This window comes from Amphritea atlantica, assembly GCF_900111095.1.
In the GTDB taxonomy this organism is placed as follows: domain Bacteria; phylum Pseudomonadota; class Gammaproteobacteria; order Pseudomonadales; family Balneatricaceae; genus Amphritea; species Amphritea atlantica.
Genome location: NZ_FOGB01000001.1, coordinates 186253 through 209403 on the forward strand (window position 1 = coordinate 186253; position 23151 = coordinate 209403).

Below are 23151 nucleotides of genomic sequence, written 5' to 3' on the forward strand. Positions count from 1 at the left end.
TAACGATGAGAAAAAGAAATATGCTTCCTCGCAGCATGACTGTCATGCTGACGACCTTAACGCTGGGTGTAACCGCTTTAACCAGTGGTCTGGCGATTGCCGCAAAGGGGCCTGCGCTGAAAGCTGGCAACGAATATATGGTGGTGGCTAACTATCCCAACCAGATGCACGTGCTGGATCTGCAAAGCGATACACTTTATAAAACCTGCGATATGCCGGGCCGTTTTGGTCCGGGAGCACTGCAGGTCGCGCCGGACAAGAAAACTGCCTATATCCTCAACAATGGTTATGAGGATATCTATGGTGTGGATATGGACACCTGCGAGGTAAAATTCCACGCGAAGATGGCGCAAAGCAAAAAAGAGCGGACTAAAACCATCTATGCCTTTGCCCTGAGTTATGACGGCAAAGAGTTATATGCAGTACAGAACCCAACCCTGATGGAGCGGGATCATTATGTAGTTCAGCCAACCCGGCTGGCGGTGTATAGCACCGACGCTGGGATGGATGCCAAACCGGTGCGGATCTTCCCCTCACCCCGCCTGGTGACGGCAATGCAGGTAGGTAAAGATGGTGGTCTGTATATGGCCGGTGCAGACATCTATAAAATGGATGTAAAAACCGGTGAATACGAGGTGGCCGTTCCAAGTCGTAACTGGAAACGTGAGCGCTATGTCCAGCCAGATGTACTGAACGTCTGGGCGGTGCAAACACCGACTAAAGACTTCACTATTCTGTATACCACGGCGCGCTTTCAGGAAGGCTCTGAAGACCTGGATACCGCCGACTGGCTGTATGGTTATTTCAATATCAATCTGGACACCGGGGCAACGGAAACCAAAGATTTCGGCCCGATCACCGAGCTGTATTTCACCGGCACCCGTTCACCGAAAGACCCCAACATTATGTATGGCGTGCTTAACCGACTGGCCAAATATGATATTGAGAAGCAGACGCTGCTGAAAGCGGCTGAGCTGGATCACTCCTACTACTGCGTGACAGTCAACCAGAGCGGCAGCAAAGTCTATCTGGCGGGTACCAACAATCATGTCGCTGTCTTCGATGGCGATAGCCTTGAACGGCTGAAAACCATTCAGTTGCCCGGTGGGGATATGTCCACCACCACCGCCCAGGCATTTGTTCGCTAACACTCCTTTTTAACGCTGAATACTCCCTCCGGGTAGCTTCAACTGAAGCTGCTCAGGGGGGACTTTGCCTGAATATCTGGCCGAAACAATAGACGGCTGATCAGCCGGGTCTGATAACGGGCAGACTATCTTTAATCGTTTTATGGAATCTGAATATGAAAAACAATAACAGTACATTCCTGAAGTTAAACGCACTGGTCGCTGTGTTGCTCTCTGCATCAGCGGTGCAGGCCGCTCCGGTTTATGACCAGGATGGCAAGTCCCTTGAATTTAATGTCGAGGGTATGGCAGGTATTTTCTCTACCGATGAGAACTATAACGGTGTCGATGATGGCGGCAATCACTGGCAGGAAGGTTATCTGAAGGGGGACCTGGTGGGCCGCAAGGCGACTGGCAGCGGCTCCGTCTATGGCGGACTGGGTGTCATTGCGCTGGGCACCGGTGGTGACGGCGATGCTGGTGGTTATACCTCGGGTGATGAAAGTGAGCTGAAAATAGAAAACGCGTTTGTCGGCTGGCAAAGCAGTAATGGTGTTTTCGATCTGTCAGCCGGTCGTCAGCAGTTCATGCTGGGGGATGGTTTTATTATTGCCGGTGATGCGATCAGCCTCGGTGATATGGGGATTCCGGGTGTCGATGTTGACCGTGGTGGTGCTTACTATCTGGCGGGACAGAAAAGCTTCGACAAGACCGCGATCCTGAAAGTCGATCCCGAAGGCCCGGTGCGGGGTGATCTGTTCTGGTTGCAGTCAGATAATCCTTATCATCAGGATACAGAGCTGGGCGGAGTCAACCTTGAATGGGTTTATGAGGCTAAAGGCACACTGGGTCTGAGTTATCTATCGGTGCTGGATGTTGACCAGGGAGCCGGGTTTGGTATCTGGGATCAGCGTAAGGGGATGGATGTTGTCAGCCTGCGCGGGCAGGGCAGTATGGGGGTGGAAAACCTGTTTCTGTCATTTGAATATGTCAATGAGAGTGGCGGTGATACAGCAGTCAAAAATGATGCTAATGCCTGGTATGTCGAAGGCGGCTGGACGTTTACCGGTCTACCATGGTCACCAACCCTCAACTATCGTCATGCTAAGTTCTCCGGAGACGATGCATCGACCACCGATAACGAAGCCTTTGATCCCCTGTTTTTCGGCTTTACCCGTGGTTTTGGCACCTGGTTCCAGGGGGAAGTGGCATCTAACTATGCGGGTCCTGCCAACAGTGGCAACAGGGTGGATCGTGTCGAGTTGATGCTGCAACCGAGGGAAGATCTGACGGTTGGTCTGCAGTACTGGGACTTTGGTAAAGAGGCTGATGCAGCTGACACCGCCGGTAACGAAGTGGACCTCTATGCGCTCTGGTCGATCAACGATAACTTCATCTTCAGCCCGATGGTCGGTTACTACACCCCGGATGGCAGCAGCGTGATCGCCAATCAGGCCAATGATAATAGCAATCTCTACCTGCAGGCGGTGCTGATGTACTTTTACTAATTAAAAATCTTTACTAATCAACACCGTTGAACTGATGTCATTGTAAGGGAGGCCCTGCTCCTTCAGCCGCGATAAAAAGGTAGTTTCACGGTTACCTTCATGTCGCTTTCCACGGCCCGGTTTCCGGCGCCGTGGCTTTTTGCTGTTGAAACAGGTGGTTAATCAATTCCGATAAAAAAGTCACAGGCCGATCAGTGGAACACTATTTGATTGCTATAGTTACACAGATACGGTAAAAAAATTGATAGCCTGTATTTGAGTTGTTCAATTAAGCAGTAGCGAGTAATCAGTACTATGAAGAAGTCGACAGATTCCGTGTTACCTACCGACCCCCTTCATTCGGTGAAGGTCGCCCGCAATCGGCTTGTTCAGGAAGGCGAAGTTCCCAGTGGCGTCTTACGCAGTGAGATTGAAGATTCCTGGCAGCGAAGTGTCAATGCCGGTCTTAACTGTGAAGCTCCACTTGATCTGGAAAATCTCTCCAGAGACAGGATTGACACCCTGCAAGAGAAAAACAGGGGGCTGATCGAAGCGGCTCATCCTGAAATTAAACAGCTGGTTGACTATTTTAGTTCCGATGGCGGACTGGTGATGCTGACTGATGAATCGGCGACGATTCTCAAGATCAAGGGTGAAACCCGGCATCTGGATTCTGCCACCCGCTATGCACTTGCACCGGGGGCTAACTGGGGCGAAGAATTACGCGGCACCAATGGTCCGGGCACCGCTATTGTTAACCGCTCCCCCCTGATGATCCGGGGTAATGAGCATTTTCTCGATTCCATCGGCTACCTCTCCTGCTGCTCTGCGCCGATTACCGACCCTAAAGGTGAGTTGCTGGGAGTGCTGGATCTGACCTCACCCACCGATAATCGGGATCTTCCGCCCAATCTCAGTCTGGTGCAGCAGGCGGTGCGTTCTATCGAGAATCGCATGTTCAGCGGCCAGTTTCAGCAGCATATTGTTCTCAGTGTTCATAGCCGTCCGGAGTATCTGCGCTCCTCATGGCAGGGGATGTTGGCACTGGAGCTGGATGGCCATATTCAGGCGGCCAATGAACAGATCTGCCAACTGCTGAACCGTAAGCGGGAACAGCTGGTGGGGCGTAATCTTGAAGAGCTGTTTGGAGTGCGTCCTGAAGTACTGCTGACCGATCTGCACCGTAAAGGACGGGGGCAGTTACGAACCCGCGGCGGTGATTTCTACTGTGAACTGCTGCACTTTCCCAATAGCTTTCCGACAACTTATAAAGCTCCGCTCAAATCAAATCGCAGTAAGCCCGCTCCGGCTCCTTTGAATGCGCCTCCCCTGCAAGAACTGGCGGGACAGGATCCCCGCTTACAGAAAGGTGTGCGAATGGGCAGCCGGGCACTGTCCCACGAACTGCCGGTGCTGATTCAGGGGGAGACCGGTACCGGTAAAGAGGTGATGGCTAAATCACTGCATCTCGATAGTCGTCGTAATAGCGGGCCGTTTGTCGCGGTGAATTGTGCGTCGATACCTGAAGGGCTGATCGAATCGGAACTGTTTGGCTATCGGGAAGGAGCCTTCACTGGTTCCCGCAAAGGCGGGATGATCGGGCGGCTGGAACAGGCTCAGGGAGGAACCCTCTTTCTTGATGAGATCGGCGATATGCCGCTGGCATTGCAGGCCCGGTTGCTGCGGGTATTGCAGGAACGCACCATTGCGCCTTTGGGAGGTGGAGATGAGATCGCGCTGGATATCGCGGTGATCTGTGCCTCTCATCGGGATCTGAAAGCGCTGGTGGCTGAAGGTCTGTTCCGTGAAGATCTGTACTATCGCCTCAACGGTGTCTGTCTGCGTATTCCTGCATTCCGTGACCGTACCGATAAAGCGGATTTTATTCGCTACTTCCTGCAGCAACTGACACCGGATGGTCGCCAGATTGAGATTGCGTCTGAGCTGATGGAGCAGCTGTTAGCTTATCACTGGCCCGGTAATATACGTCAACTGGAAACTACACTGCGGGTGGCTATCGCCTTTATGGAACCGGATGAAGTGGAGATTAACAGCTGTCATATCAGTGATGATTTTCTCGAAGAGCTGAACAGTCAGGGACAATCTGCTGAGGGCAATATGTCGTTTAACCCGGTTGTTGGGACATTGAAAACCAGTGAACTCTTAACCATTCAGCAGGTTCTGGAACAGAACGAAGGCAATATTTCAGCAACAGCGACAGAGTTGGGCATCAGTCGTGCCACCCTGTACCGCAAACTGAAACAGCTGGAAGGCGCGTGAGGTGTAAACCCTATTCAAACCGCCACTCCTCGGAAAGTCCCGGAATCACTTGTGGTGCTGTGTAACTGAGGCTTTTATCAAAGCGAGCCATAAATATCTGCCAGATCTCTGCAACCGGGATGCTGTTTTCCATTCTATCAAGTAATTCCAGTGAATCGCCGGGGCTCAGTTGGCCGGTTTCTAATACCCGGTAATACCAGCCGGAGATCGCTTCGGACATGATCAGCGAGGCGATATGGGCGTTGCCATATTTCTGATTCACTTTCCAACAGGGACGACGGGGTTGCGATACCTGCACAATAGCTGTGCCCAAACGGAAGGTATCGCCGATATGGACTTCGTTATCGGTTAACCCGCAGGTGGAGATGTTTTCACCCATAGAGCCCGGGACAAAACTGTCGCTCAGATGGGGCAACGCTTGTTGAAACAATGCGTAATGTTCAGCCGGGTAGTGGTAGATCGCTTTTTCTGGCCCACCGTGAACACGTTTGTCCACTTGTATATCGCCATTGAGTCCCAGTCCGGTGATCTCATGACTGCCCTCCGACAACGTTTTAAAAATACCGGTTGGCGTATTGTCAGGACCGATAGTGTTTAGCTGGCCGATATAGATACCATCAACTGATACTGAGCGTGACTGCATGTTTCTGTCCTCTGTTGAGTCAGTGGAACAGTGTAGAGTGGCGTGACTGAAATCACCAGTTGGAGCGGCGGGCTAAAGTTGAATTTGTCTGAATAATTAAGGTGCCATTTGCTGAAAATAGGGTAACCTTATGAATGTGTTAATTATTTTTTGTAAGAGGGCATAACATGGATATGGATCTGAGTCTTTTGCAAACCCGGGTGATTGGTTGTCTGATTGAGAAAGAGAAAACCACGCCGGATCAGTATCCTCTCACGCTGAACTCCCTCACCTCTGCCTGTAATCAGAAAAGTAATCGAGACCCGGTGCTGGACCTGTCAGACACCGAGGTTCAGGAGGTGCTCGATGAACTGAACAGGAAACATCTGATTCGCGAGGAGAGCAGTTTTGGCAGCCGCGTCCCCAAGTATAAACACCGCTTTTGTAACACCGAATTTTCTGAGCTGAAGCTAAGCGAGCAAGAGCTGGCAATAGTCTGTACGCTGTTTCTGAGAGGTCCGCAGACGCCGGGTGAACTGCGCAGCCGGACTAACCGTTTGTGCAGTTTCAGTGATGTCCATGAGACCGAAGCGGTACTGCAGAAGATGAGCGAGCGGGAGGAATATCCGCTGGTGGTGCGTATGCCCCGGGAGCCGGGTAAGCGGGAATCCCGCTATGCGCACCTGTTCAGTGGTGAGGTCGAAGCGGCTGATCCGTCTGACTATGTACCAACGGCAAGCAGCCCGCGTGTCAGTCGTGAGACGATAGAGGCTCTGGAGGCGCGTATTGCTGAACTCGAGCGCACCGTAGCAGCGCTGCAGTTGAAACTGGCGGAATAGCCGCGACGGTTCAGAGCAGTAGTTTTTTGCCGGTTCGTTGCTGTGGGCCCTGTAACCTGGGGATACCACTAAAGCCGGAAGGTACTACTGTAATTCTGCCGCCCTGCTGTAAAAACTGGCTGGTCTGATGACGAATAGACTCGTGGGTTTCTTTGGCTGCAGGTGGTTTGGGTACGTTTCTCAGACGCAGGGCTTTCATTGCCTGTTCCTCTGTTTTGTGTTTCGGTGACAAAGCAGTATAGGAAAGATTTTTCAGATTGCTCAATTTATGAACAGTTTTTTATGTCTGTTTCCTCATGTCTGAGGTGACGCTTATCGGGGTGGGATGTTGGTCTGCTTCTCTCAGAGATCTTTTTCGCAAGAGCTAATCTGTATCAATGGTGATTGACGGAGTTGCAGACATAATTAGCAGACCTGATCCAGGTATATTCACTAATCAGAAGAGGTTTCGGGGATGAAATATCTGATCCTGCTGCTATCGATCTGCCTGCTGCCCGGTTACGCTTTTGCCGATCAGCTGAAACCCTTTACCAGTGATGGTTGCAGCGCGTTTCCTGATGGCACACTGGAAGAGAATACACTCTGGTTAGCCTGCTGTGAGGAGCATGACCGGGCGTACTGGCAAGGGGGCACATATCAGCAGCGTCTTGATGCTGATCAGCAGCTTAAACAGTGTGTTGCTGCACTGGGTAAGCCAAAAACTGCGCTGCTGATGCTGGTGGGTGTCAGGGTTGGAGGCTCTCCTGCTTTACCGACTGGATTTCGCTGGGGTTATGGCTGGTCTTATCCCAGAGGCTATGGCGAACTGACTGAGGAGGAGCGGCAACAGGTTAAGAAGATGACGCCGCCGTAGTTTACCATTCTGATAATGAGGAACCTTTCCTGCCGTTTTCAGCCTGATGCCTACTTATGTGGGGTTGACAGTTAAGAGTCAGAAAGGCATTTTTAATTAAACGTCTATTTAAGTATACGGATCTTGTAAATGCCTAAAGTAGGAATGCCTGAAATCAGGAAGCCTCAGTTGATTAACGCCACCATGCAAGCGATTGATTCTGTGGGTTTGCAAAAGGCCAGTGTGGTGATGATCAGCAGTTATGCGGGGGTTTCTCCTGCCATTATTAATCACTACTTTGGCGGAAAAAGTGGTCTGCTTGAAGCCACCATGCGGTCGATTCTTAAACAGCTGTCGGATGGCGTCAGGAGTCGTCTGCAGGAGGCGGGGCCTGATGATGTTATCGCGCGGATTCAGGCAATCGTTGGCGGTAATTTCTCACCGGATCAACTGGACAGTAAAGTGGTCAAGACCTGGCTGGCGTTCTGGTCGCAGTCGATGCATGACGACATGCTGTTTCGTCTTCAGCGGGTGAATGAGAAACGGCTGATCTCTCATCTGACGCTGGAATTGAAGAAGGTCTTGCCGCCAGAAAAAGCGACGTTTGTTGCTCAGGGAATTGCGGCGCTGATCGATGGTATCTGGTTGCGTGGGGCGCTCTCTCCCCAGGGGATTAATGCCGAACTGGCCCAGCGAATGATCACCGATTATCTGGAGCATCAGTTAAGCTGATTTCTGGTGATTCTTGCAGAGAAAAAAGACCCCGATTTTCGGGGGCTTTCTGTTTTACATCGACAGCGCTGAAGGGGGAGTGCTGTTTCTGTATGCTCTGAAGCGTAACTCACTCAAAGGTGCGGCTGATGCTCAGTACTGCCCTGGCATCGGCGGTATCACCCCAGTAATCTTTGTCAATATTGGTGTCTGTGACGGCGAGAGAGAGATCAAACCCAGCAACGCTCTTTGCCACAGATGCGCCCCAGTGAGAGTAAGAATCGTCATCCGCACCAGGTCCAAAATAAGCATTTACTTTGCTATCCAGCAGTTTAGTGTGAGACGCTTCAAGGGTCAGACTGAAATCTTCCGGCAGGCTAATGGTGTGGCTCAGATTGATGACCACTGAGTTGCCCATCTCACCAAAATAATCATCCGAGACAAGCACCTTAGCGGTGGTGTTTTCCTTGTATGTGATTGAACCGTACACTTCGCCATAATCCGATTCAGCACCGGCATCGTCAGCGCCCGGGTAGGTATAGTATGCGTAACCCACATCATAACCGAAATCATCATTGATGCTGCCAGCATATCCCGCATAGTAATCGATCTCGACTTCAGCACTGCTATAGGCATTTTCATCCAGGCCTGAAGCCCAGGCTCCGGCATAGAAACCGGCATCGTTAAACCAGTCAACGCTGCCCTGCAGGGTTGGGTCGCCATCGGTATTGCTGACACCGTTATAGACGTAATCGGACACCAGAGTGACGGTGGCGGAAACGTCGGCCTGTGCCTGCAGCGCAAAGGTTGCAGAGGAGGCGATTAGGCTGCTGAGTAGTAGTTTTTTAAACATGGTTAATCCCCGACTTTAGGATGGTTGTGTTCCCATATTCGTTATATTGCCGAATTTTGGGCTGAGTTTGGCCGCTGCCTGAGGTGTCAGGCAGTGGCTAAATAGGTTTTTAAACGATCAGTTTACGGTTTCAGTGGGACGACCAGGGTCAGATAGCCGCACTGGCGTTGGTTGACGAGAAGTGTTTCCCCAGCAATGCGTGGTAGAAATCTTTGTCAGAAAGTATGCCAACCAGGCTCTCTTTCTCATTCAGTAACACCGGATGTCCGGTGCGATAGCGAATCTCGATCGCCTGACGCATAGAGATATCCGGTGTTGCCATCACCAGGGTATCTTCCGGCAGTTGACTGATATTCTGACCTTCCTGCCAGTGATGCAGTGCTAGTGGTTTGCCCTGACGGCAGGCAGACACTACTTGACCGGAACTGTTGGTACTGACACAGGTGTTATCATTGCGGTTGAGCACCAGCATATCTTCCAGACGCTCTAACTCGGAGGTTTGGGTCATCAGTGAACGCCCCTTAAGGACATTGAGCGGGTTGGTATGCGCAACAAACTGTTCAACGTAATGGTTGACCGGATTCAGCACGATATCCTCTGGTCTGCCGTGCTGAATAATCTTTGCAGATTCCATAATGGCGATATTGGTGCCGATTTTCAGCGCTTCATCCAGGTCATGGCTGACAAACAGAATGGTCTTATTCAGCCGCTGTTGCAGCTCAATCAGTTCATCCTGCAGCTGACTGCGAATCAGTGGGTCCAGCGCAGAAAAGGGTTCATCCATCAGCAAGATATCACTGTCCATCGCGAAGGCTCTGGCTAAACCCACCCGTTGCTGCATACCGCCGGACAGTTCATGTGCATATTTATCACTCCACTCATGCAATCCAACCATCTCCAGCTTTTCCATCGCTTTCTCACGGCGTTCCTGTTTGCCCATGCCCTGCATCTCAAGACCAAAGGCAACGTTATCCAATACGGTCAGCCAGGGCATTAGCGCAAAGTTCTGAAAGACCATCGAGATACGGCGGGTGCGCATATGGCGCAGGGTTGTTTCGTCGCAGGAGCCGATATCGACCATCTGCTCTCCATCTCTGACCAGCAGTTCACCACGGCTGATCGGGTTTAATCCGTTTACAGCCCGCAGCAGGCTTGATTTCCCCGATCCGGACAGCCCCATCAGAACACAGATCTCTCCTTCGGCGACTTCAATACTGGCATCGTGTACGCCGACCACATTGCCGCCCAGGTCTATAATCTCCTGTCGGGTTTTACCCTGATCAAGCAGGTTGAGGCTGGCGCTGACCTTATCGCCGAAAACCACATCCAGATTGCGAATACTGATAGCAGACATGATTAGCTTTCCTCTTTTGAGCCCGGGTTTTTAAAGATACGATCAAGGATGATGGCGACCAGGACAATTGCCAGGCCTGCTTCAAACCCCTGAGAGATGTTAACGGTGTTGAGTGCACGTATGACCGGCTTACCCAAACCATCGGCGCCAACCAGTGCGGCGATGACCACCATGGAGAGTGATAGCATGATGCACTGGGTGATACCCGCCATAATACTGGGCATCGCAGCAGGCAACTCCACCTTAAACAACAGTTTTGATGGTGTAGCACCAAAGGCTTTACCGGCTTCGATCAGCTCTTCCGGTACTTTGCTGATGCCCAGATAAGTCAGACGGATCGGCGCTGCGATGGCAAAGATAATCGTTGAGATCAGTCCTGGGACTACCCCCAGACCAAACAACACCAGCGTTGGAATCAGATACACAAAGGTAGGAATGGTCTGCATCATATCCAGTATCGGCCGCATAAAGGTATAGAGTTTGGGCTTGTGTGCCGCCAGTATTCCGATGGGAACACCCATTACCACCGATAGCGTGGTGGCAGTAAGCACCAGCACAAAGGTTTCCAGCATCTCCTGCCAGTATCCCAGATTGAGGATCAGCAGCAGAGCGAGTACCACAAAAATCACCAGTGAAATACTGCGGTGCAGAGCCCAGGCGAGGGCTGCGGCCATTATCATCGGCACATAGGGGGGAAACCACTGAAAGATCTCTACAACTGAGAGAATTACCCATTCCAGAGAGACAGAGATAGCATCGAAAAAACCCGCTGCATTAAATGTCAGCCAGTCAACGAAAGCTTCCATCCAGCTACCCAGAGGGATTTTATGTTCTGTAATCCAGTTCATACAACGGCCTTTGTTACAGTTAGATCGCCAGTATTCAAAGCAGACAGGCGAATACGGGCGGTGGAAAACAACCGCGCAGGCAGATCGGGGATCAATGGTTAATCTGCCTGCGGTTGAACGATCGTGATAGACGAACCCTCAGCGAGGGAACGTATCAGCGTGTTAAAGTTCGAGATGGGCGCGAACAGCGGTCAGGCCATCTTTGCCGTCTAGTGTGGTCACACCTTGTAGCCAGTCGTTCAGTGTCTCCGGGTGAGCCTTTAACCAGGCACGGGCTGCCGCATCTGGCTTCATGCCATCATCCAGAATAGACCCCATGATCTGATTTTCCATCTCCAGTGTGAAGGAGAGGTTCTTCAGCAGGTGTCCGACATTCGGACACTCTTCAGTATAATTTTTGCGTACATTGGTATAGACATTGGCGCCGCCGTAGTTAGGGCCGAAGAAGTCGTCACCACCGGACAGATACTCCATCTCAATGTTGGCGTTCATCGGATGAGGTGCCCAGCCCAGGAAGACAACCCACTGTTCCCGTTTAGCTGCGCGGGATACCTGAGAGATCATTCCGGCTTCGCTTGATTCAACCAGTTTGAAGCCTTTCAGGCCAAAGGCATCATCATCAATCATACTTTGAATCAGGCGGTTGCCATCGTTACCTGGTTCAATGCCGTAGACCCGGCCTTTGAGTTTATCTTTAAATTTGGCGATGTCGGCAAAGCTTTTCAGGCCTGCGTCATAGGCGTATTTAGGTACTGCCAGCGTGTATTTTGCACCCTCAAGATTGGCCCGAACGGTTTCTACGCTGCCGGCTTCGCGATATTTAGCGATATCCGCTTCCATGGTGGGCATCCAGTTACCGAGGAAAACATCGATATCGGCATTGGCCAGAGAGGTATAGGTGACCGGCACAGAGAGCAGTTGGGTGGATGGTTTATAACCCAGACCAGAAACAAGCTCGCTGGTCACTGCGGTGGTTGCAGTAATATCGGTCCAGCCTACATCTGAGAAACGAACATTATCGCACTCTCCCGCAAATGCCCCCGAAGCAGAGAATCCCGCTGCCATAGCCAGCCCCAGTACGGTTGATAGACCCCTGCGAAGGGAAGATTTCCTGCTGATTTTTTTCCGTTGTGTCGTCATTGATAGATACCCTTTATTTAGTAATTTTATATGTGCTAACGGTTCTCTTATCCCATTATTGATTTCGAGCTGCACCGGGTTTCGGTACAGCCTGAGGCAGCTTGTCAGCCTGCCTGCCAGCGTTAAACCAGTTGTCTTTTTGCACACCCCAGTCGTTGCCGTGTTTGCCACTGCTCATCAATCCAGACTTCAGCACTGGCGTCAGCAAGAGGCTGTTTACCCAGAATCATGTCTGCTGCTTTTTCCGCCACCATAATCGTAGGGGCATTGAGATTGCCATTGGGAATGGTTGGGAAGACCGATGAATCGACCACCCGGAGCGCCGCAATCCCCCGCACCCGACACTTGCTGTCGAGCACTGCCATCGGATCGTCGTCCGCGCCCATCTTGCAGCTACAGGAGGGGTGATAGGCACTCTCAACGTTTTCCCGAACCCACTGATCAATCGCTTCATCGGAGGTTATTCGTGCCCCCGGTTGGATCTCATCGCCCCGGTAGCTATCCATGGCCGGTTGATGAAGTAGTTCACGGGTCAGGCGAATGGTATCGCGCCAGTCCTGCTTATCCTGTTCGGTACTGATGTAATTAAACAGAATAGCGGGTTTATCTTCAGGATCGGCAGATCTGATCCAGATACGGCCGCGACTTTCCGGTTTATTTGGACCGACATGCACCTGAAAACCATGGCCTTCAATCGCTTTACCACCGTCGTAGCGCATCGCCGCCGGGAGAAAGTGATACTGGATATTGGGCCATTTAAGGCCTGCTCTTGAGCGGATAAAGCCACAGGATTCAAAATGATTGGTGGCGCCAAGACCATCTTTGAAGAGCATCCAGCGGGTACCGATCAGGCCTTTACTGATCAGCCCCAGTTTACTGTTTAGTGTGATCGGTTGCTTACAGTGATACTGGAAGTACACTTCCAGATGGTCCTGAAGATTTTCACCGACACCGGGCAGGTGATGCACCACATTAACCCCGGCATCCCGCAAGACTTTTTCAGGGCCGATACCGGACAGTTGCAACAGCTGGGGAGACCCCACAGAACCGGCTGCCAGAATCACCTCTTTGCCCGCAGTCACTTCAGTGATCCGGCCATTTTTTTCAAACTCGATACCGATAGCGCGTTTGCCATCCAGAAGCACTTTGCGGCTCAGAACGCCGCTGATCAGTGTCAGGTTGCTACGTTTCATTGCATCACGCAGGTAGGCGTTTGAAGTGGATGCCCGCACGCCATTTTTGACGGTCATATGCATCGTGCCAAAGCCTTCCTGACGATAACCGTTGTAGTCCTCAGTGGTTGGATAACCGGCGTCTTTGCCGGCATCAATAAACGCCTGATAGAGTGGGTTGAGCTGCATGTCGTTGCCACCGCAGGTGGTCAGAGGTCCGCTATCCCCACGATACTGATCACCCCCTTTAGCCCAGCTTTCAGCCTTTTTGAAGTAGGGCAGACACTGCTGATAACCCCAGCCTTTGGCGCCGTGCTCCTCCCATTCATCAAAATCACAGGCGTGGCCGCGCACGTAAACCATACCGTTAATCGAGGAACCACCCCCAAGCACTTTACCCCGGGGACAGTGCATCGAACGGCCATCAAGATAGGGTTCCTTTTCCGTATGAAACTGCCAGGCGTATCGGGGGGTATTCATTGGATAGGAGAGGGCGGTGGGCATCTGGATAAAAATACTTTTATCGCTGCCGCCTGCTTCAAGCAGTAATACACTGCTGTTGCCATCCTCAGAGAGCCTGTTGGCCAGGACGCAACCGGCGGAGCCAGCACCAACAATGATGTAATCGTATCTGTTCTGATCTGTCATACTGCTACCGTTAAAAAACTGTTACTGATACGGACACTCAATATCGCCCAGTTCGACATAGACGCTTTTGACCTGGGTATAGTGATTTAGGGTTTCGATACCGTTTTCCCGGCCAATACCCGATTGCTTATAGCCGCCAACCGGCATTTCGGCGGGGGATGCGCCCCAGGTGTTGATCCAGCAGATGCCTGCCTGGAGGCGGGCTATCACCCGGTGAGCACGGGAGAAATCGGTCGAGAAAATGCCCGCGGCTAGTCCATAGCTGGTATCGTTGGCCCGCTGGATCACCTCATCTTCGTCGCTGAAACGCAGGATCGACATCACCGGTCCGAAGATTTCCTCTTTGACGTTAGGCATCTCATCAGTGCAATCGGCAAATACGGTTGGTTTTACAAAGCAGCCCTTGTCCAGACCGTTTTCCACTGCCTGCTCTCCACCACACACCAAACGGGCACCTGCTTTTTTAGCCGCATCAATGAAGCCGAGGACTTTTTCCATATGACTGGCAGAGATAAGTGCTCCGACCTGGGTCTTCAGGTCCGTTGGATCGCCAATAATCATTCGCTCGGTACGTTCAGCGACTCTGCGCACAAACTCATCGTAGATACTGTCGTGGACGAACACCCGGGTACCGTTGGTGCAAACCTCCCCCTGGGTATAGAAATTGGCCAGCATTGCGCCTGCAACCGCATTTTCAAGATTGGCATCCCCGAATACGATCAGCGGTGACTTACCACCCAGCTCCATGGTGACCTCTTTCAGGGAGCCAGCCGCATCGGCCATCACCTTCTTGCCGGTACCGCATTCGCCGGTGAAAGAGACTTTGGCGATCTCCGGGTGGCGGGAGAGTGCCTGACCAACGCGATAATCACCCTGTACGACATTAAATACGCCGTTGGGGAGACCCGCTTCGGTGAAGATCTCTGCCAGTTTAAGCACGCTCAGCGGGGTTTCCTCTGAGGGTTTGAAAATCATGCAGTTGCCGGCCGCCAGAGCCGGGCCCGATTTCCACATAGCGATCTGAATCGGATAGTTCCAGGCACCGATACCGGCGCAGATTCCCAGTGGTTCGCGGCGGCTATAGAAGAAGTTGGTGCCGCCCAGATCCTGTTGTTGTCCATGAATGGTTGCCGCCAGCCCGGCGTAGTATTCAATGACATCAGCGCCGGTGACGATATCGACGCAGTTGGCTTCCTGTAGTGGTTTACCGGTATCCAGTACTTCCAGCAGTGCCAGTTCATCATTCCGTTCGCGCAGCAGTGCGACCGCTCGCATCAGAATCCGGCCCCGTTCTGCGCCACTCATTGCAGACCAGACTTTGAAGCCCTCTTTGGCTGATGCAACAGCCAGGTCGACATCCGCCAGTGACGCCTGTTGCACCTCTGCCAGGGTCTCCCCGGTGGCAGGATTGATCGTAGTAAAGGTTTCACCGGAGGTGGCTTCCTGATAACGGCCATTGATATATAAAGCGGTTTGCATCGGTTTTTATCTCGTATCTTCGCTGCCAGAGATCTGCATCCGGCATCGCTATTGGTATTTCACTCATACTGGCAAAGTGACGTAAATAAACTTGGCCACTGAGAGACAATGAAGAGCCATCTGCCATGATGATTTTTATTAATTGATCGTTTAATTAAAAATAATACTGGCTACTTTATAGGCAAATGTCAAAAAAAGATCGGTGTCGTTTTTAGAATCTTAAAGGCTGGTGCCAGCGATTATAGAGAGTGTTTTTTTATATTTTTCTGTGTGTCTTATTATAACTGTCTGATTTACATCAATTAATTCAATATTTTTGTTCTGGTTGAAATTTATACATTTGTTTACTGTGGTGTCGTAAAAAGATATATTTCTGGCGTGAACGGGCAGTAAACATAACCGGTGAAATATCGGTCATGGCATTGAGTGTTGCTCTTGGCTCATCGGCCCCCGGTGTTTGTTAACTGGTTGTAGCTGCTGAATGGAAGCACAGAAGGGTGGGGCGAAAATGTCTGATACAGAAGGGTGATAATAGCCAGGTGCGTTTGGAAAGGGGCGTAGGGCAAGGGAAAGTAGGTAGAAAGGTAAAAAGGTTAAGTGAGCGGGTTGAAAAACGGCCAGAACTCAGCTGTGCTGTTTCTGGCGTGCCGCGCTGGGTGACATGCCAAAATAATCCTTATAACAGTTACTAAAGTGACTGGTACTGACAAAGCCACTGGCCAGAGCGACATTGGTGATGGTTTCATTGGTTTGCAGCAGCAGGCGTCGGGCATGGGTAATGCGCAGTTCCAGATAATAACGGGAAGGGCTGGTTTCCAGATGGGTCTGGAACAGCCGTTCCATCTGCCGTCGGGAGACACCAACGTGGGCGGTCAGCTCTTCCAGGGTTAAAGGCTCTTCAATATTGTTGTTCATCAGTTGCATCAGGGAACGAAGATTCTCAGGGTGGGTGGGATCGTCCCCGGCCTGTAACTTCATTTTACCGCCGCTTTCGGCAACCTGATCGCAACTGAGAATCTCGCGGATTGCCCGGACAATATCGCCGCCATACTGTTTTCGGATCAGGGTTAACATCATTTCCAGTGCGCTGACAGGGCCTGCGCAGGTGACACATCGCTCTGTGATGACCAGTGCGGTATCAGCCACTTCAACCCGGGGAAACTGCTCACGGATATACGCATGGTTATCCGGATGCGCAGCGCAGCGTTGTTGATCTAACAGACCTGCATGAGCAATAGCAACGCTGCCATTCCAGATACCGCCAAGGGTCAGACCGAGTTTATCGGCTGCTTTGAGTGTTTCAGTCAGTTGCGGATTTTCGTTCAGGTCGCAACGAAAACCACCGCAGACGATCAGAATATCGATGTTGCCGCGGTGCTCAATGGTGAAATGCTCAAGTGTGGTGTTGGTAGCGATCTCAATACCCAGATCACTCAGGACTTTGCGCGAATCCACGCCGAGAATAATGTGCTCAAACAGCGGCGCCGTGCGTACCAGATTGGTGGTGACCAGCGCATCGACTGCCGCGGTGAAAGCCATCATCGAAAAATGTTCCAGCAGCACAAACCCGACCTTGACCGGTTTGTCCGGTGCGACCCCAGCAGACAGATAACAACTGTTACTGCTGCGCATGGCTGAGCTGAAATCACGTTTTTTGCTGGTGTCGTGCATGTTTGAATCTCTGGTTATCGGGCTATACCGTTGAGCTGAGCGTGCGGGATTGTTTCAGTAGCAGGTTGATCCGTTGAACAATATCCCTGAAAAGTTAAGTGTACAACGTTGCCGCTATAAGTATCTGCTGTTATGTTCTCTGTCCCGTAAAATTATTGTCTGATGTTACCTCTGATTTTTTCAGTAGCCCAATGTCTTTATATGGTTTTATGAACTTTAATGACAGGGCTTGGGTTCTGTTTTTGTCGTAAGGAAAGATTAATTGAAGGACTATCGTCAGCAGTTCTGGCTGGGTGTCAGGGATCTGTTGCCACTGGTATCCGGGGCGGCCCCGTTTGGCATGATTGTTGGGGCAACCGGTATATCGCTGGGGATGAGCCCGGAGATGGTGATGGGGATGACGGCGCTGTTTTTTGCCGGATCTGCTCAGCTGGCTGCTTACTCTCTGATTCAGGATAACGCGCCATTTGTCATTATTCTGGCAACCGCTATGGTGATCAATCTGCGGTTTTCCATCTATAGTGCCACCTTTGCACCGTTGTTGGGGCCGTTGCCCAAACGGTATCGCTTTACCCTGGCCTATATGCTGTCGGATCAGACCTACGGACTCTGTTCAATGCCTGAGCAGATGCAAAAAAACACGGCAGAACGTATCTGGTATCTGGCCGGGGCGACCCTGGCTTTGTATGTCACCTGGATGATCTCGGTTCTGCTGGGTATTGTGCTGGGTGCCGGAATCCCGCCGGGCTGGTCACTTGAGTTCACCATCCCTCTGGCCTTTCTGGCGATGCTGGTGACTACCATTACCAGTCGGTTATTGTTTATGGTGGCGATTATTTCCGGTAGTTGTGCGGTGCTGTTCCAACAGTTACCTTTTAATACCGGATTTATTGTGGCGGTGGTGGCCGGTGTCTCTGCTGGTCTGCTGTTGCCCGGGTTGCTGAAGAAGGGGGCGTCCTCTGATGAGTGAGAATCTGCAGCTCTGGTTGCTGTTTTTTGCCGTCGGGCTGGGCACCTTTCTGATACGGCTGTCGTTTATTCAGTTGCATGGCAGCGCCGAAGCGCTGATCGCCCGTAGCAAGCATATTCTGATGTTACTGCCCCCGGCGATTCTGGCGGCGCTGTGTATTCCCGCAATCATCTTTACCCGGCCACTGACAGCATATCAGGTTGATTCTTTTCAGTTGCTGGCGGCCCTGGTGGCGATTCTGATCGCTAAGTTTAGCCGCAGTGTGTTCTGGCCGGTCATGGGCGGTATGCTGTGTCTCTGGGTATTGCGGTTTATCAGTGGTTAGACACGTTTGATCTGTCGGGCTGCAGGGAAGGAGTGTGCCACTTGCTGGCGGTCAGGTTTCTGTATGTATAAAGCCCAAAGCTTTCCTCACATCGTTAATCGGAGCTAGAGATAAGCTCTGTTGTAAGTGCTTTTCTCTCCTTTGATATATCTACAAATCCTCTTAGATGAACATGATAGCGAGTCATTTGTATTGTAAATGTTTGTATAAGAACTATTGATTTCTATTATGTCCTGGTGACGGTTAATCTGATTTCACAGCATCCAATAACTTGCTGATATCACCTTCAGACCAGCAAAAGCGTCTTAGGTCATACGTATAAAATTAAAAATAAGAGGATTTTAAATATGCAGATGCCACAAACTTTGTCGATCCCTAATGGTGAAAAGGTAAGGCCTACTTTCTCAAAAGAGGAACTGGGAGCCCGCCTGGCAAAACTGCGTCAGTATATGTCTGAACGTAATCTGGAGGCCGTGCTGTTTACGTCTTACCATAATATTAACTATTACAGCGATTTTGTTTATTGCCGTTTTGGGCGTGACTATGGGCTGGTTGTTACACAGGACTCCTATACCACCGTCACTGCGAATATTGATGGCGGTCAGCCGTATCGGCGCAACCAGTTAGGTGACAATGTTGTGTATACCGACTGGCAGAAAGACAACTTCTTCTATGCCCTGAAAAACCTCATAAAGGATGGCGCGAACATCGGCGTTGAATATGATCATATGCCGTTGCAGAACCTGGAAAAAATGAAAGCGGCTTTCCCTTCGTCAGATTTTTCCGATATCGGCGTGCCGACTATGAAGATGCGCATGATCAAGTCAGAGGAAGAGATCGCCGTGATTAAAAACGGTGCACGGGTTGCTGATATTGGTGGTGCTGCTATTCGTGAAGCGATTGCAGTCGGTGTTCCTGAATACGAAATTGCCCTGGCTGGCGTGCAGGCGATGGTGCGCGAGATCGCAGCCACTTATCCCCATGGCGAGCTGATGGATACCTGGGTCTGGTTCCAGTCCGGTATCAACACCGATGGTGCACATAATCCCGTTACCAGCCGCAAAGTGGAAGCGGGCGATATCCTCAGCCTGAACACTTTCCCTATGATCGCAGGTTACTACACTGCTTTGGAACGTACTTTGTTCAGCGAGTTTGCTTCAGATCGTCACCTGGAACTGTGGGAGATCAACTGTAAGGTGCATCGTCGCGGACTGGAACTGATTCGCCCAGGAGCCCGCTGCTGCGATATTGCTGCTGAACTGAATGAGATATTCCTGGAGCACGATGTCCTGCAGTATCGGACTTTTGGTTATGGCCACTCCTTCGGGACTCTGAGCCATTATTATGGTCGTGAAGCAGGTCTGGAGTTGAGGGAAGATATCGATACCGTCATTGAGCCGGGCATGGTGGTATCTATGGAGCCGATGCTGATGCTACCTGAAGGACTCGCGGGTGCCGGTGGTTACCGTGAACACGACATTCTTGTAGTCGGAGAAGACAGTGTTGAAAACATCACTAAGTTCCCGTTCGGTCCGGAACATAACATCGTTAAATCCTGATTTTTAGTGTAGTACTCGTCCGCTGTTTATCAATTCAGGTTCTGAATAAATGTTTTGAACCTTAAACTGATTTATTTGAGCATTGGTTATGTTAGACAGCGGGTCTTTCTAATAAGAATAAAAAGGACCTAAATATAAGGTCCAACGAGGGTTCTAAAATGATTATTACTAGTGGGCCAATGAAAGGAGTTAATCCTTATATTGTCTTTATTTCTATAGCCGTCGCTACAGCATTTACGCTATATACACTTATATCGCCTCAGCAGTCAGCAGCTCTGATTGATCAAACCCGTACTTTTATAACTTTGTCAGCAAATGCCTGGTATGTAGGGCTGACAGCTTTTTTCCTGGCATTCTGTACATGGCTAGCATTTAGTCGTCATGGGAAAATTCGTTTAGGAGACGATAATGAACGCCCGGAATTTGGCTATTTTGCCTGGTTTGCCATGTTATATGCTGCAGGGCAGGGGATTGGAATAATATTCTGGTCTATCGCGGAACCAATGTATCATTTCTCTAGTGGTACTCCTTTTGGTGAAGATATTGGTACAACCAGGGCGGCTGAAGATGCTATGAAGGTGGCTTTTTTCCACTGGGGACTAAACGCCTGGGCAATCTATTGTGTGGTTGGAGTATCTTTAGCATTTGTTTGCTACAGACTTAAAAAGCCGCTAAGCATTCGTTATACACTTTATCCTTTACTGGGTGAAAAGGTGAATGGTTGGATTGGTGTGGCTGTTGATGTCATTGCAGTATTTGCCACTTTATTTGGCATAGCAACTTCCTTGGGCTTGGGGGTGCAACAGATTAATGCGGGGCTGAGTGCAATCTGGGATATCCCCCAGAATATCAAAGTCCAGTTAGTTTTGATTGTTGTGATTAGTGCATGTGCTCTGGTCTCTGTTCTAACGGGTTTAAAGCGGGGAATAAAGTACCTGTCAGTTGCTAACATGTGGCTTACCTTTGTATTGCTGGCATTTTTTCTGTTGCTGGGACCTACCGTTTATATTGTTAAACTTCTGGTTAGTGCTTCTATAGATTACATGGTTAACCTTATCCCAATGAATGTTTATATTGAGCCTCAAACCCAGTCATGGGGAGATGCAGATGCAACATGGAAGAGTATGTGGCAAGGTTGGTGGAGTGTCTTCTACTGGGGATGGTGGATGTCTTGGGCCCCCTTTGTTGGAGTCTTCATCGCCAGGGTCTCACGCGGGCGTACGATCAGAGAGTTTATCTTCGGTGTTGTCGGGGTTTCTTCCTTATTATCATTTGTCTGGTTGGCGGCTTATGGCGGGACGGCGCTGAACATTGATCTGATTGGACCAGGAGGGATTGCGGACATAGTTAAGAATAATGTCGCTGATGCTCTGTACGCGACAATTGCCGCGATGGACGCAGGAACTATAGGGTACTTAGCGACTATTGGCGGAACGCTGTTGGTTTCTACCTACTTTATAACATCTTCTGATTCTGGAACTTTGGTGCTCACAACTATTATGAGTGAAGGGGAAGAACATCCGCTGAAACGCCACCGTCTTATCTGGGGGGTTATTCAGGGAGCAATGGCTGCGGTATTGTTGGTCACAGGAGGAAGCGCGGCACTGAGTACTTTGCAGACGGCTTCAATAACTGCAGCTCTACCTTTTTCATTGTTGATGGTGCTTATGTGTTTTGCACTTGCTAAAGGTGTAAGGGAAGAATCCCGATTGAAACAAGAATCATATAGTGTCGTAATGACTGAAAGAGGAGTTTAACGATGGTGAAACTGGCAGATCTCGACTGGAAAACTTATGAGTCACGTGTAGCTAATGGTGAAGCCGTTATTCTGCTTCCCATAGGCGCAATAGAGCAACATGGTCCTCATATGTCAATGAATCCTGATGTATTAATTCCTGAAGCTATTTCTTGCAGTGTTGCAGAGCAGCTTGTTAATGCACTGGTAGCACATCCAATCTCTTATGGTTACAAGTCTCAGGTGAAGTCAGGTGGAGGGAATTTTTTCCCAGGTACAACCTGTATCGATGGTAAGACGTTGATTGATATGATCAGGGATGTGGTCGTCGCATACGCTCGGCATGGTAACCGAAAGTTTGTACTGGTCAATGGTCATTATGAGAATTCGATGTTCATTGTCGAGGGTATTGATCTGGCACTTGAACGCCTTCGTCATGATGGTATTGATGCTAATGTGATGTTGTTGTCATATTGGGATTATGTAAATCAGGATACCATTGAGCAAGTTTTTCCTGATGGGTTTACTGGTTGGGATGTTGAGCATGGCGGCGTTTTAGAAACGTCGCTGATGCTGCATCTGCATCCTGAGCTGGTTAATATGGATAAAGTTATTGATCAGGCTCCTGCAACTTTTCCCCCATATGATATTTTTCCTTCAGATCGAGGCTGGGTTCCATCACATGGAACTCTTTCTTCAGCTCGTAAGGCAACAGCGGAAAGTGGCAAGCTACTCATGGATGTCTGTGTTAAGGGGATCTCCTCTAGTATCCAAATGCAATTTTCAGACTAACTGAATTTATGTTCCGGTTGTGAATATTAGTAATTTACCATCGGAACATTGCCTTTTTTCGCTTATCTTTCACTAAAGATAAGTATGCTGTGTCAATTATCGATGTTTTAACATTACTCCGTTTATTTTTTTTGGGTTTTAGGTTCTCGAGTGATTATGAAAAATTGGTTAATAACTACGATGGGTAGAGATAATCCTGAACTTCAATATAAGTTCGTTGAGACTATTGCTTTGATGGAAGGGGTTTTTCTTAATAGTCAAGAGACTATTGTCGCTGGGCATGTTTCAACGATGTACACTGTTCGTTTGCCAATGGCTTATGTATCGTATGCTCGTAAAATGTTTGAAGAGTATTCAGCTAAAGGTCTTGATATTATCGTTAATGATATCGATAGTGAGTACTCTAATTTTTCTGACTGTATGATTCTGAATATAAAGGGACGATATCGTTTTGGGCTTGATCATGATATTCGAAATATTCTAGAGAGTCATGGAGGAGTTGTTGAATACCTTAATCAATATCATTCGAGAAGTTTTTTGAATAGAGATACATCGTTTACTTCTAAAATCAGGATTCGATTGACACGGCCTATTGTTGAAATGAATTTAATAGTAGCAATTCAACGTTTATCACCCAACCTGAAGATTGAATTTTCTATAGACAGGATTAAAGGCTGTGTTAATTACTAGTTGTAATGCTGTTTCTA

Annotated in this window: 21 protein-coding genes; 12 read left to right on the forward strand and 9 right to left on the reverse strand. The window is 49.8% G+C overall.

Annotation, left to right across the window (positions count from 1 at the left end):
• Positions 1-5 precede the first annotated feature (5 nt).
• The 3 genes from peaD (at position 6) to BMY09_RS00865 (ending at position 4894) form a co-directional block, all read left to right on the forward strand.
• On the forward strand, positions 6-1148 hold the full coding sequence (gene peaD, locus BMY09_RS00855; RefSeq protein ID WP_091352679.1) for a quinohemoprotein amine dehydrogenase subunit beta: 1143 nt from the start codon (positions 6-8) through the stop codon (positions 1146-1148).
• 155 nt (positions 1149-1303) lie between these two features.
• The gene (locus BMY09_RS00860) at positions 1304-2635 is read left to right on the forward strand and encodes an alginate export family protein (protein WP_175483412.1); all 1332 of its coding nucleotides are present in this window, start codon (positions 1304-1306) and stop codon (positions 2633-2635) included.
• Positions 2636-2929: 294 nt separating this feature from the next.
• Positions 2930-4894, forward strand: a complete 1965-nt coding sequence (locus BMY09_RS00865; protein ID WP_091352682.1) for a sigma-54-dependent Fis family transcriptional regulator — start codon at positions 2930-2932, stop codon at positions 4892-4894.
• Between the two features lie 10 nt (positions 4895-4904).
• Here BMY09_RS00865 and BMY09_RS00870 read toward each other — a convergent pair whose 3' ends face one another.
• Complete coding sequence (locus BMY09_RS00870) at positions 4905-5537, reverse strand: MOSC domain-containing protein (protein ID WP_091352684.1); 633 nt, start codon at positions 5535-5537, stop codon at positions 4905-4907.
• Between the two features lie 167 nt (positions 5538-5704).
• On the opposite strand from BMY09_RS00870, the gene BMY09_RS00875 reads away from it, so the two are divergent.
• A complete protein-coding gene (locus tag BMY09_RS00875; protein ID WP_091352687.1) occupies positions 5705-6355 on the forward strand; it encodes a YceH family protein in 651 nt (216 codons plus the stop codon).
• A 10-nt stretch (positions 6356-6365) separates the two neighbouring features.
• Here BMY09_RS00875 and BMY09_RS00880 read toward each other — a convergent pair whose 3' ends face one another.
• Positions 6366-6554, reverse strand: a complete 189-nt coding sequence (locus BMY09_RS00880; RefSeq protein WP_091352689.1) for a hypothetical protein — start codon at positions 6552-6554, stop codon at positions 6366-6368.
• A 255-nt stretch (positions 6555-6809) separates the two neighbouring features.
• Here BMY09_RS00880 and BMY09_RS00885 point away from each other — a divergent pair, with 255 nt between their 5' ends.
• Together BMY09_RS00885 and betI are read left to right on the forward strand one after the other, a co-directional pair.
• Positions 6810-7208: a hypothetical protein gene (locus BMY09_RS00885; protein WP_091352692.1), complete on the forward strand. Its 399-nt coding sequence runs from the start codon at positions 6810-6812 to the stop codon at positions 7206-7208.
• A gap of 129 nt (positions 7209-7337) precedes the next feature.
• On the forward strand, positions 7338-7919 hold the full coding sequence (gene betI, locus BMY09_RS00890; RefSeq protein WP_091352695.1) for a transcriptional regulator BetI: 582 nt from the start codon (positions 7338-7340) through the stop codon (positions 7917-7919).
• A 109-nt stretch (positions 7920-8028) separates the two neighbouring features.
• Here the strand turns inward: betI and BMY09_RS00895 are convergent, their stop codons facing one another.
• From BMY09_RS00895 to BMY09_RS00925, 7 genes are all read right to left on the reverse strand, one after another.
• Complete coding sequence (locus BMY09_RS00895) at positions 8029-8751, reverse strand: TorF family putative porin (RefSeq protein WP_091352697.1); 723 nt, start codon at positions 8749-8751, stop codon at positions 8029-8031.
• Positions 8752-8899: 148 nt separating this feature from the next.
• A complete protein-coding gene (choV, locus tag BMY09_RS00900) occupies positions 8900-10105 on the reverse strand; it encodes a choline ABC transporter ATP-binding protein (RefSeq protein WP_091352700.1) in 1206 nt (401 codons plus the stop codon).
• 2 nt (positions 10106-10107) lie between these two features.
• The gene (choW, locus tag BMY09_RS00905) at positions 10108-10953 is read right to left on the reverse strand and encodes a choline ABC transporter permease subunit (RefSeq protein WP_091352702.1); all 846 of its coding nucleotides are present in this window, start codon (positions 10951-10953) and stop codon (positions 10108-10110) included.
• Positions 10954-11115: 162 nt separating this feature from the next.
• A complete protein-coding gene (locus tag BMY09_RS00910) occupies positions 11116-12018 on the reverse strand; it encodes a choline ABC transporter substrate-binding protein (protein ID WP_245756472.1) in 903 nt (300 codons plus the stop codon).
• A 197-nt stretch (positions 12019-12215) separates the two neighbouring features.
• Positions 12216-13913, reverse strand: a complete 1698-nt coding sequence (betA, locus tag BMY09_RS00915; protein WP_091352708.1) for a choline dehydrogenase — start codon at positions 13911-13913, stop codon at positions 12216-12218.
• A 21-nt stretch (positions 13914-13934) separates the two neighbouring features.
• Complete coding sequence (betB, locus tag BMY09_RS00920; protein WP_091352711.1) at positions 13935-15392, reverse strand: betaine-aldehyde dehydrogenase; 1458 nt, start codon at positions 15390-15392, stop codon at positions 13935-13937.
• A gap of 624 nt (positions 15393-16016) precedes the next feature.
• Positions 16017-17063 carry a GlxA family transcriptional regulator gene (locus BMY09_RS00925; RefSeq protein ID WP_091352713.1) on the reverse strand — a complete coding sequence of 349 codons (1047 nt, stop codon included), beginning with the start codon at positions 17061-17063 and terminating at the stop codon, positions 16017-16019.
• A 262-nt stretch (positions 17064-17325) separates the two neighbouring features.
• On the opposite strand from BMY09_RS00925, the gene BMY09_RS00930 reads away from it, so the two are divergent.
• The 6 genes from BMY09_RS00930 to BMY09_RS00955 all read left to right on the forward strand — a co-directional run bounded on the left by BMY09_RS00930 (position 17326) and on the right by BMY09_RS00955 (position 23134).
• Positions 17326-18033 (forward strand): AzlC family ABC transporter permease, encoded by a 708-nt coding sequence (locus BMY09_RS00930; RefSeq protein WP_091352715.1) that lies wholly within the window; start codon positions 17326-17328, stop codon positions 18031-18033.
• Complete coding sequence (locus BMY09_RS00935) at positions 18026-18358, forward strand: AzlD domain-containing protein (protein ID WP_091352718.1); 333 nt, start codon at positions 18026-18028, stop codon at positions 18356-18358. The genes BMY09_RS00930 and BMY09_RS00935 overlap by 8 nt, the downstream gene beginning before the upstream one ends.
• A gap of 347 nt (positions 18359-18705) precedes the next feature.
• Entirely contained in the window at positions 18706-19917 is a 1212-nt protein-coding gene (locus BMY09_RS00940) for a M24 family metallopeptidase (RefSeq protein ID WP_091352720.1), read from the forward strand.
• 158 nt (positions 19918-20075) lie between these two features.
• Positions 20076-21674: a BCCT family transporter gene (locus BMY09_RS00945; RefSeq protein ID WP_091352723.1), complete on the forward strand. Its 1599-nt coding sequence runs from the start codon at positions 20076-20078 to the stop codon at positions 21672-21674.
• Positions 21675-21676: 2 nt separating this feature from the next.
• The gene (locus BMY09_RS00950; RefSeq protein ID WP_091352726.1) at positions 21677-22444 is read left to right on the forward strand and encodes a creatininase; all 768 of its coding nucleotides are present in this window, start codon (positions 21677-21679) and stop codon (positions 22442-22444) included.
• A 180-nt stretch (positions 22445-22624) separates the two neighbouring features.
• On the forward strand, positions 22625-23134 hold the full coding sequence (locus tag BMY09_RS00955) for a hypothetical protein (RefSeq protein ID WP_091352728.1): 510 nt from the start codon (positions 22625-22627) through the stop codon (positions 23132-23134).
• The last annotated feature ends 17 nt before the right edge of the window (positions 23135-23151 follow it).

Coding starts and splice junctions, on each gene's coding strand:
- peaD (WP_091352679.1), top strand. CDS start 6: ATGAGAAAAAGAAATATGCTTCCTCGCAGCATGACTGTCATGCTGACG.
- BMY09_RS00860 (WP_175483412.1), top strand. CDS start 1,304: ATGAAAAACAATAACAGTACATTCCTGAAGTTAAACGCACTGGTCGCT.
- BMY09_RS00865 (WP_091352682.1), top strand. CDS start 2,930: ATGAAGAAGTCGACAGATTCCGTGTTACCTACCGACCCCCTTCATTCG.
- BMY09_RS00870 (WP_091352684.1), bottom strand. CDS start 5,537: ATGCAGTCACGCTCAGTATCAGTTGATGGTATCTATATCGGCCAGCTA.
- BMY09_RS00875 (WP_091352687.1), top strand. CDS start 5,705: ATGGATATGGATCTGAGTCTTTTGCAAACCCGGGTGATTGGTTGTCTG.
- BMY09_RS00880 (WP_091352689.1), bottom strand. CDS start 6,554: ATGAAAGCCCTGCGTCTGAGAAACGTACCCAAACCACCTGCAGCCAAA.
- BMY09_RS00885 (WP_091352692.1), top strand. CDS start 6,810: ATGAAATATCTGATCCTGCTGCTATCGATCTGCCTGCTGCCCGGTTAC.
- betI (WP_091352695.1), top strand. CDS start 7,338: ATGCCTAAAGTAGGAATGCCTGAAATCAGGAAGCCTCAGTTGATTAAC.
- BMY09_RS00895 (WP_091352697.1), bottom strand. CDS start 8,751: ATGTTTAAAAAACTACTACTCAGCAGCCTAATCGCCTCCTCTGCAACC.
- choV (WP_091352700.1), bottom strand. CDS start 10,105: ATGTCTGCTATCAGTATTCGCAATCTGGATGTGGTTTTCGGCGATAAG.
- choW (WP_091352702.1), bottom strand. CDS start 10,953: ATGAACTGGATTACAGAACATAAAATCCCTCTGGGTAGCTGGATGGAA.
- BMY09_RS00910 (WP_245756472.1), bottom strand. CDS start 12,018: ATGGCAGCGGGATTCTCTGCTTCGGGGGCATTTGCGGGAGAGTGCGAT.
- betA (WP_091352708.1), bottom strand. CDS start 13,913: ATGACAGATCAGAACAGATACGATTACATCATTGTTGGTGCTGGCTCC.
- betB (WP_091352711.1), bottom strand. CDS start 15,392: ATGCAAACCGCTTTATATATCAATGGCCGTTATCAGGAAGCCACCTCC.
- BMY09_RS00925 (WP_091352713.1), bottom strand. CDS start 17,063: ATGCACGACACCAGCAAAAAACGTGATTTCAGCTCAGCCATGCGCAGC.
- BMY09_RS00935 (WP_091352718.1), top strand. CDS start 18,026: ATGAGTGAGAATCTGCAGCTCTGGTTGCTGTTTTTTGCCGTCGGGCTG.
- BMY09_RS00940 (WP_091352720.1), top strand. CDS start 18,706: ATGCAGATGCCACAAACTTTGTCGATCCCTAATGGTGAAAAGGTAAGG.
- BMY09_RS00945 (WP_091352723.1), top strand. CDS start 20,076: ATGATTATTACTAGTGGGCCAATGAAAGGAGTTAATCCTTATATTGTC.
- BMY09_RS00950 (WP_091352726.1), top strand. CDS start 21,677: ATGGTGAAACTGGCAGATCTCGACTGGAAAACTTATGAGTCACGTGTA.
- BMY09_RS00955 (WP_091352728.1), top strand. CDS start 22,625: ATGGGTAGAGATAATCCTGAACTTCAATATAAGTTCGTTGAGACTATT.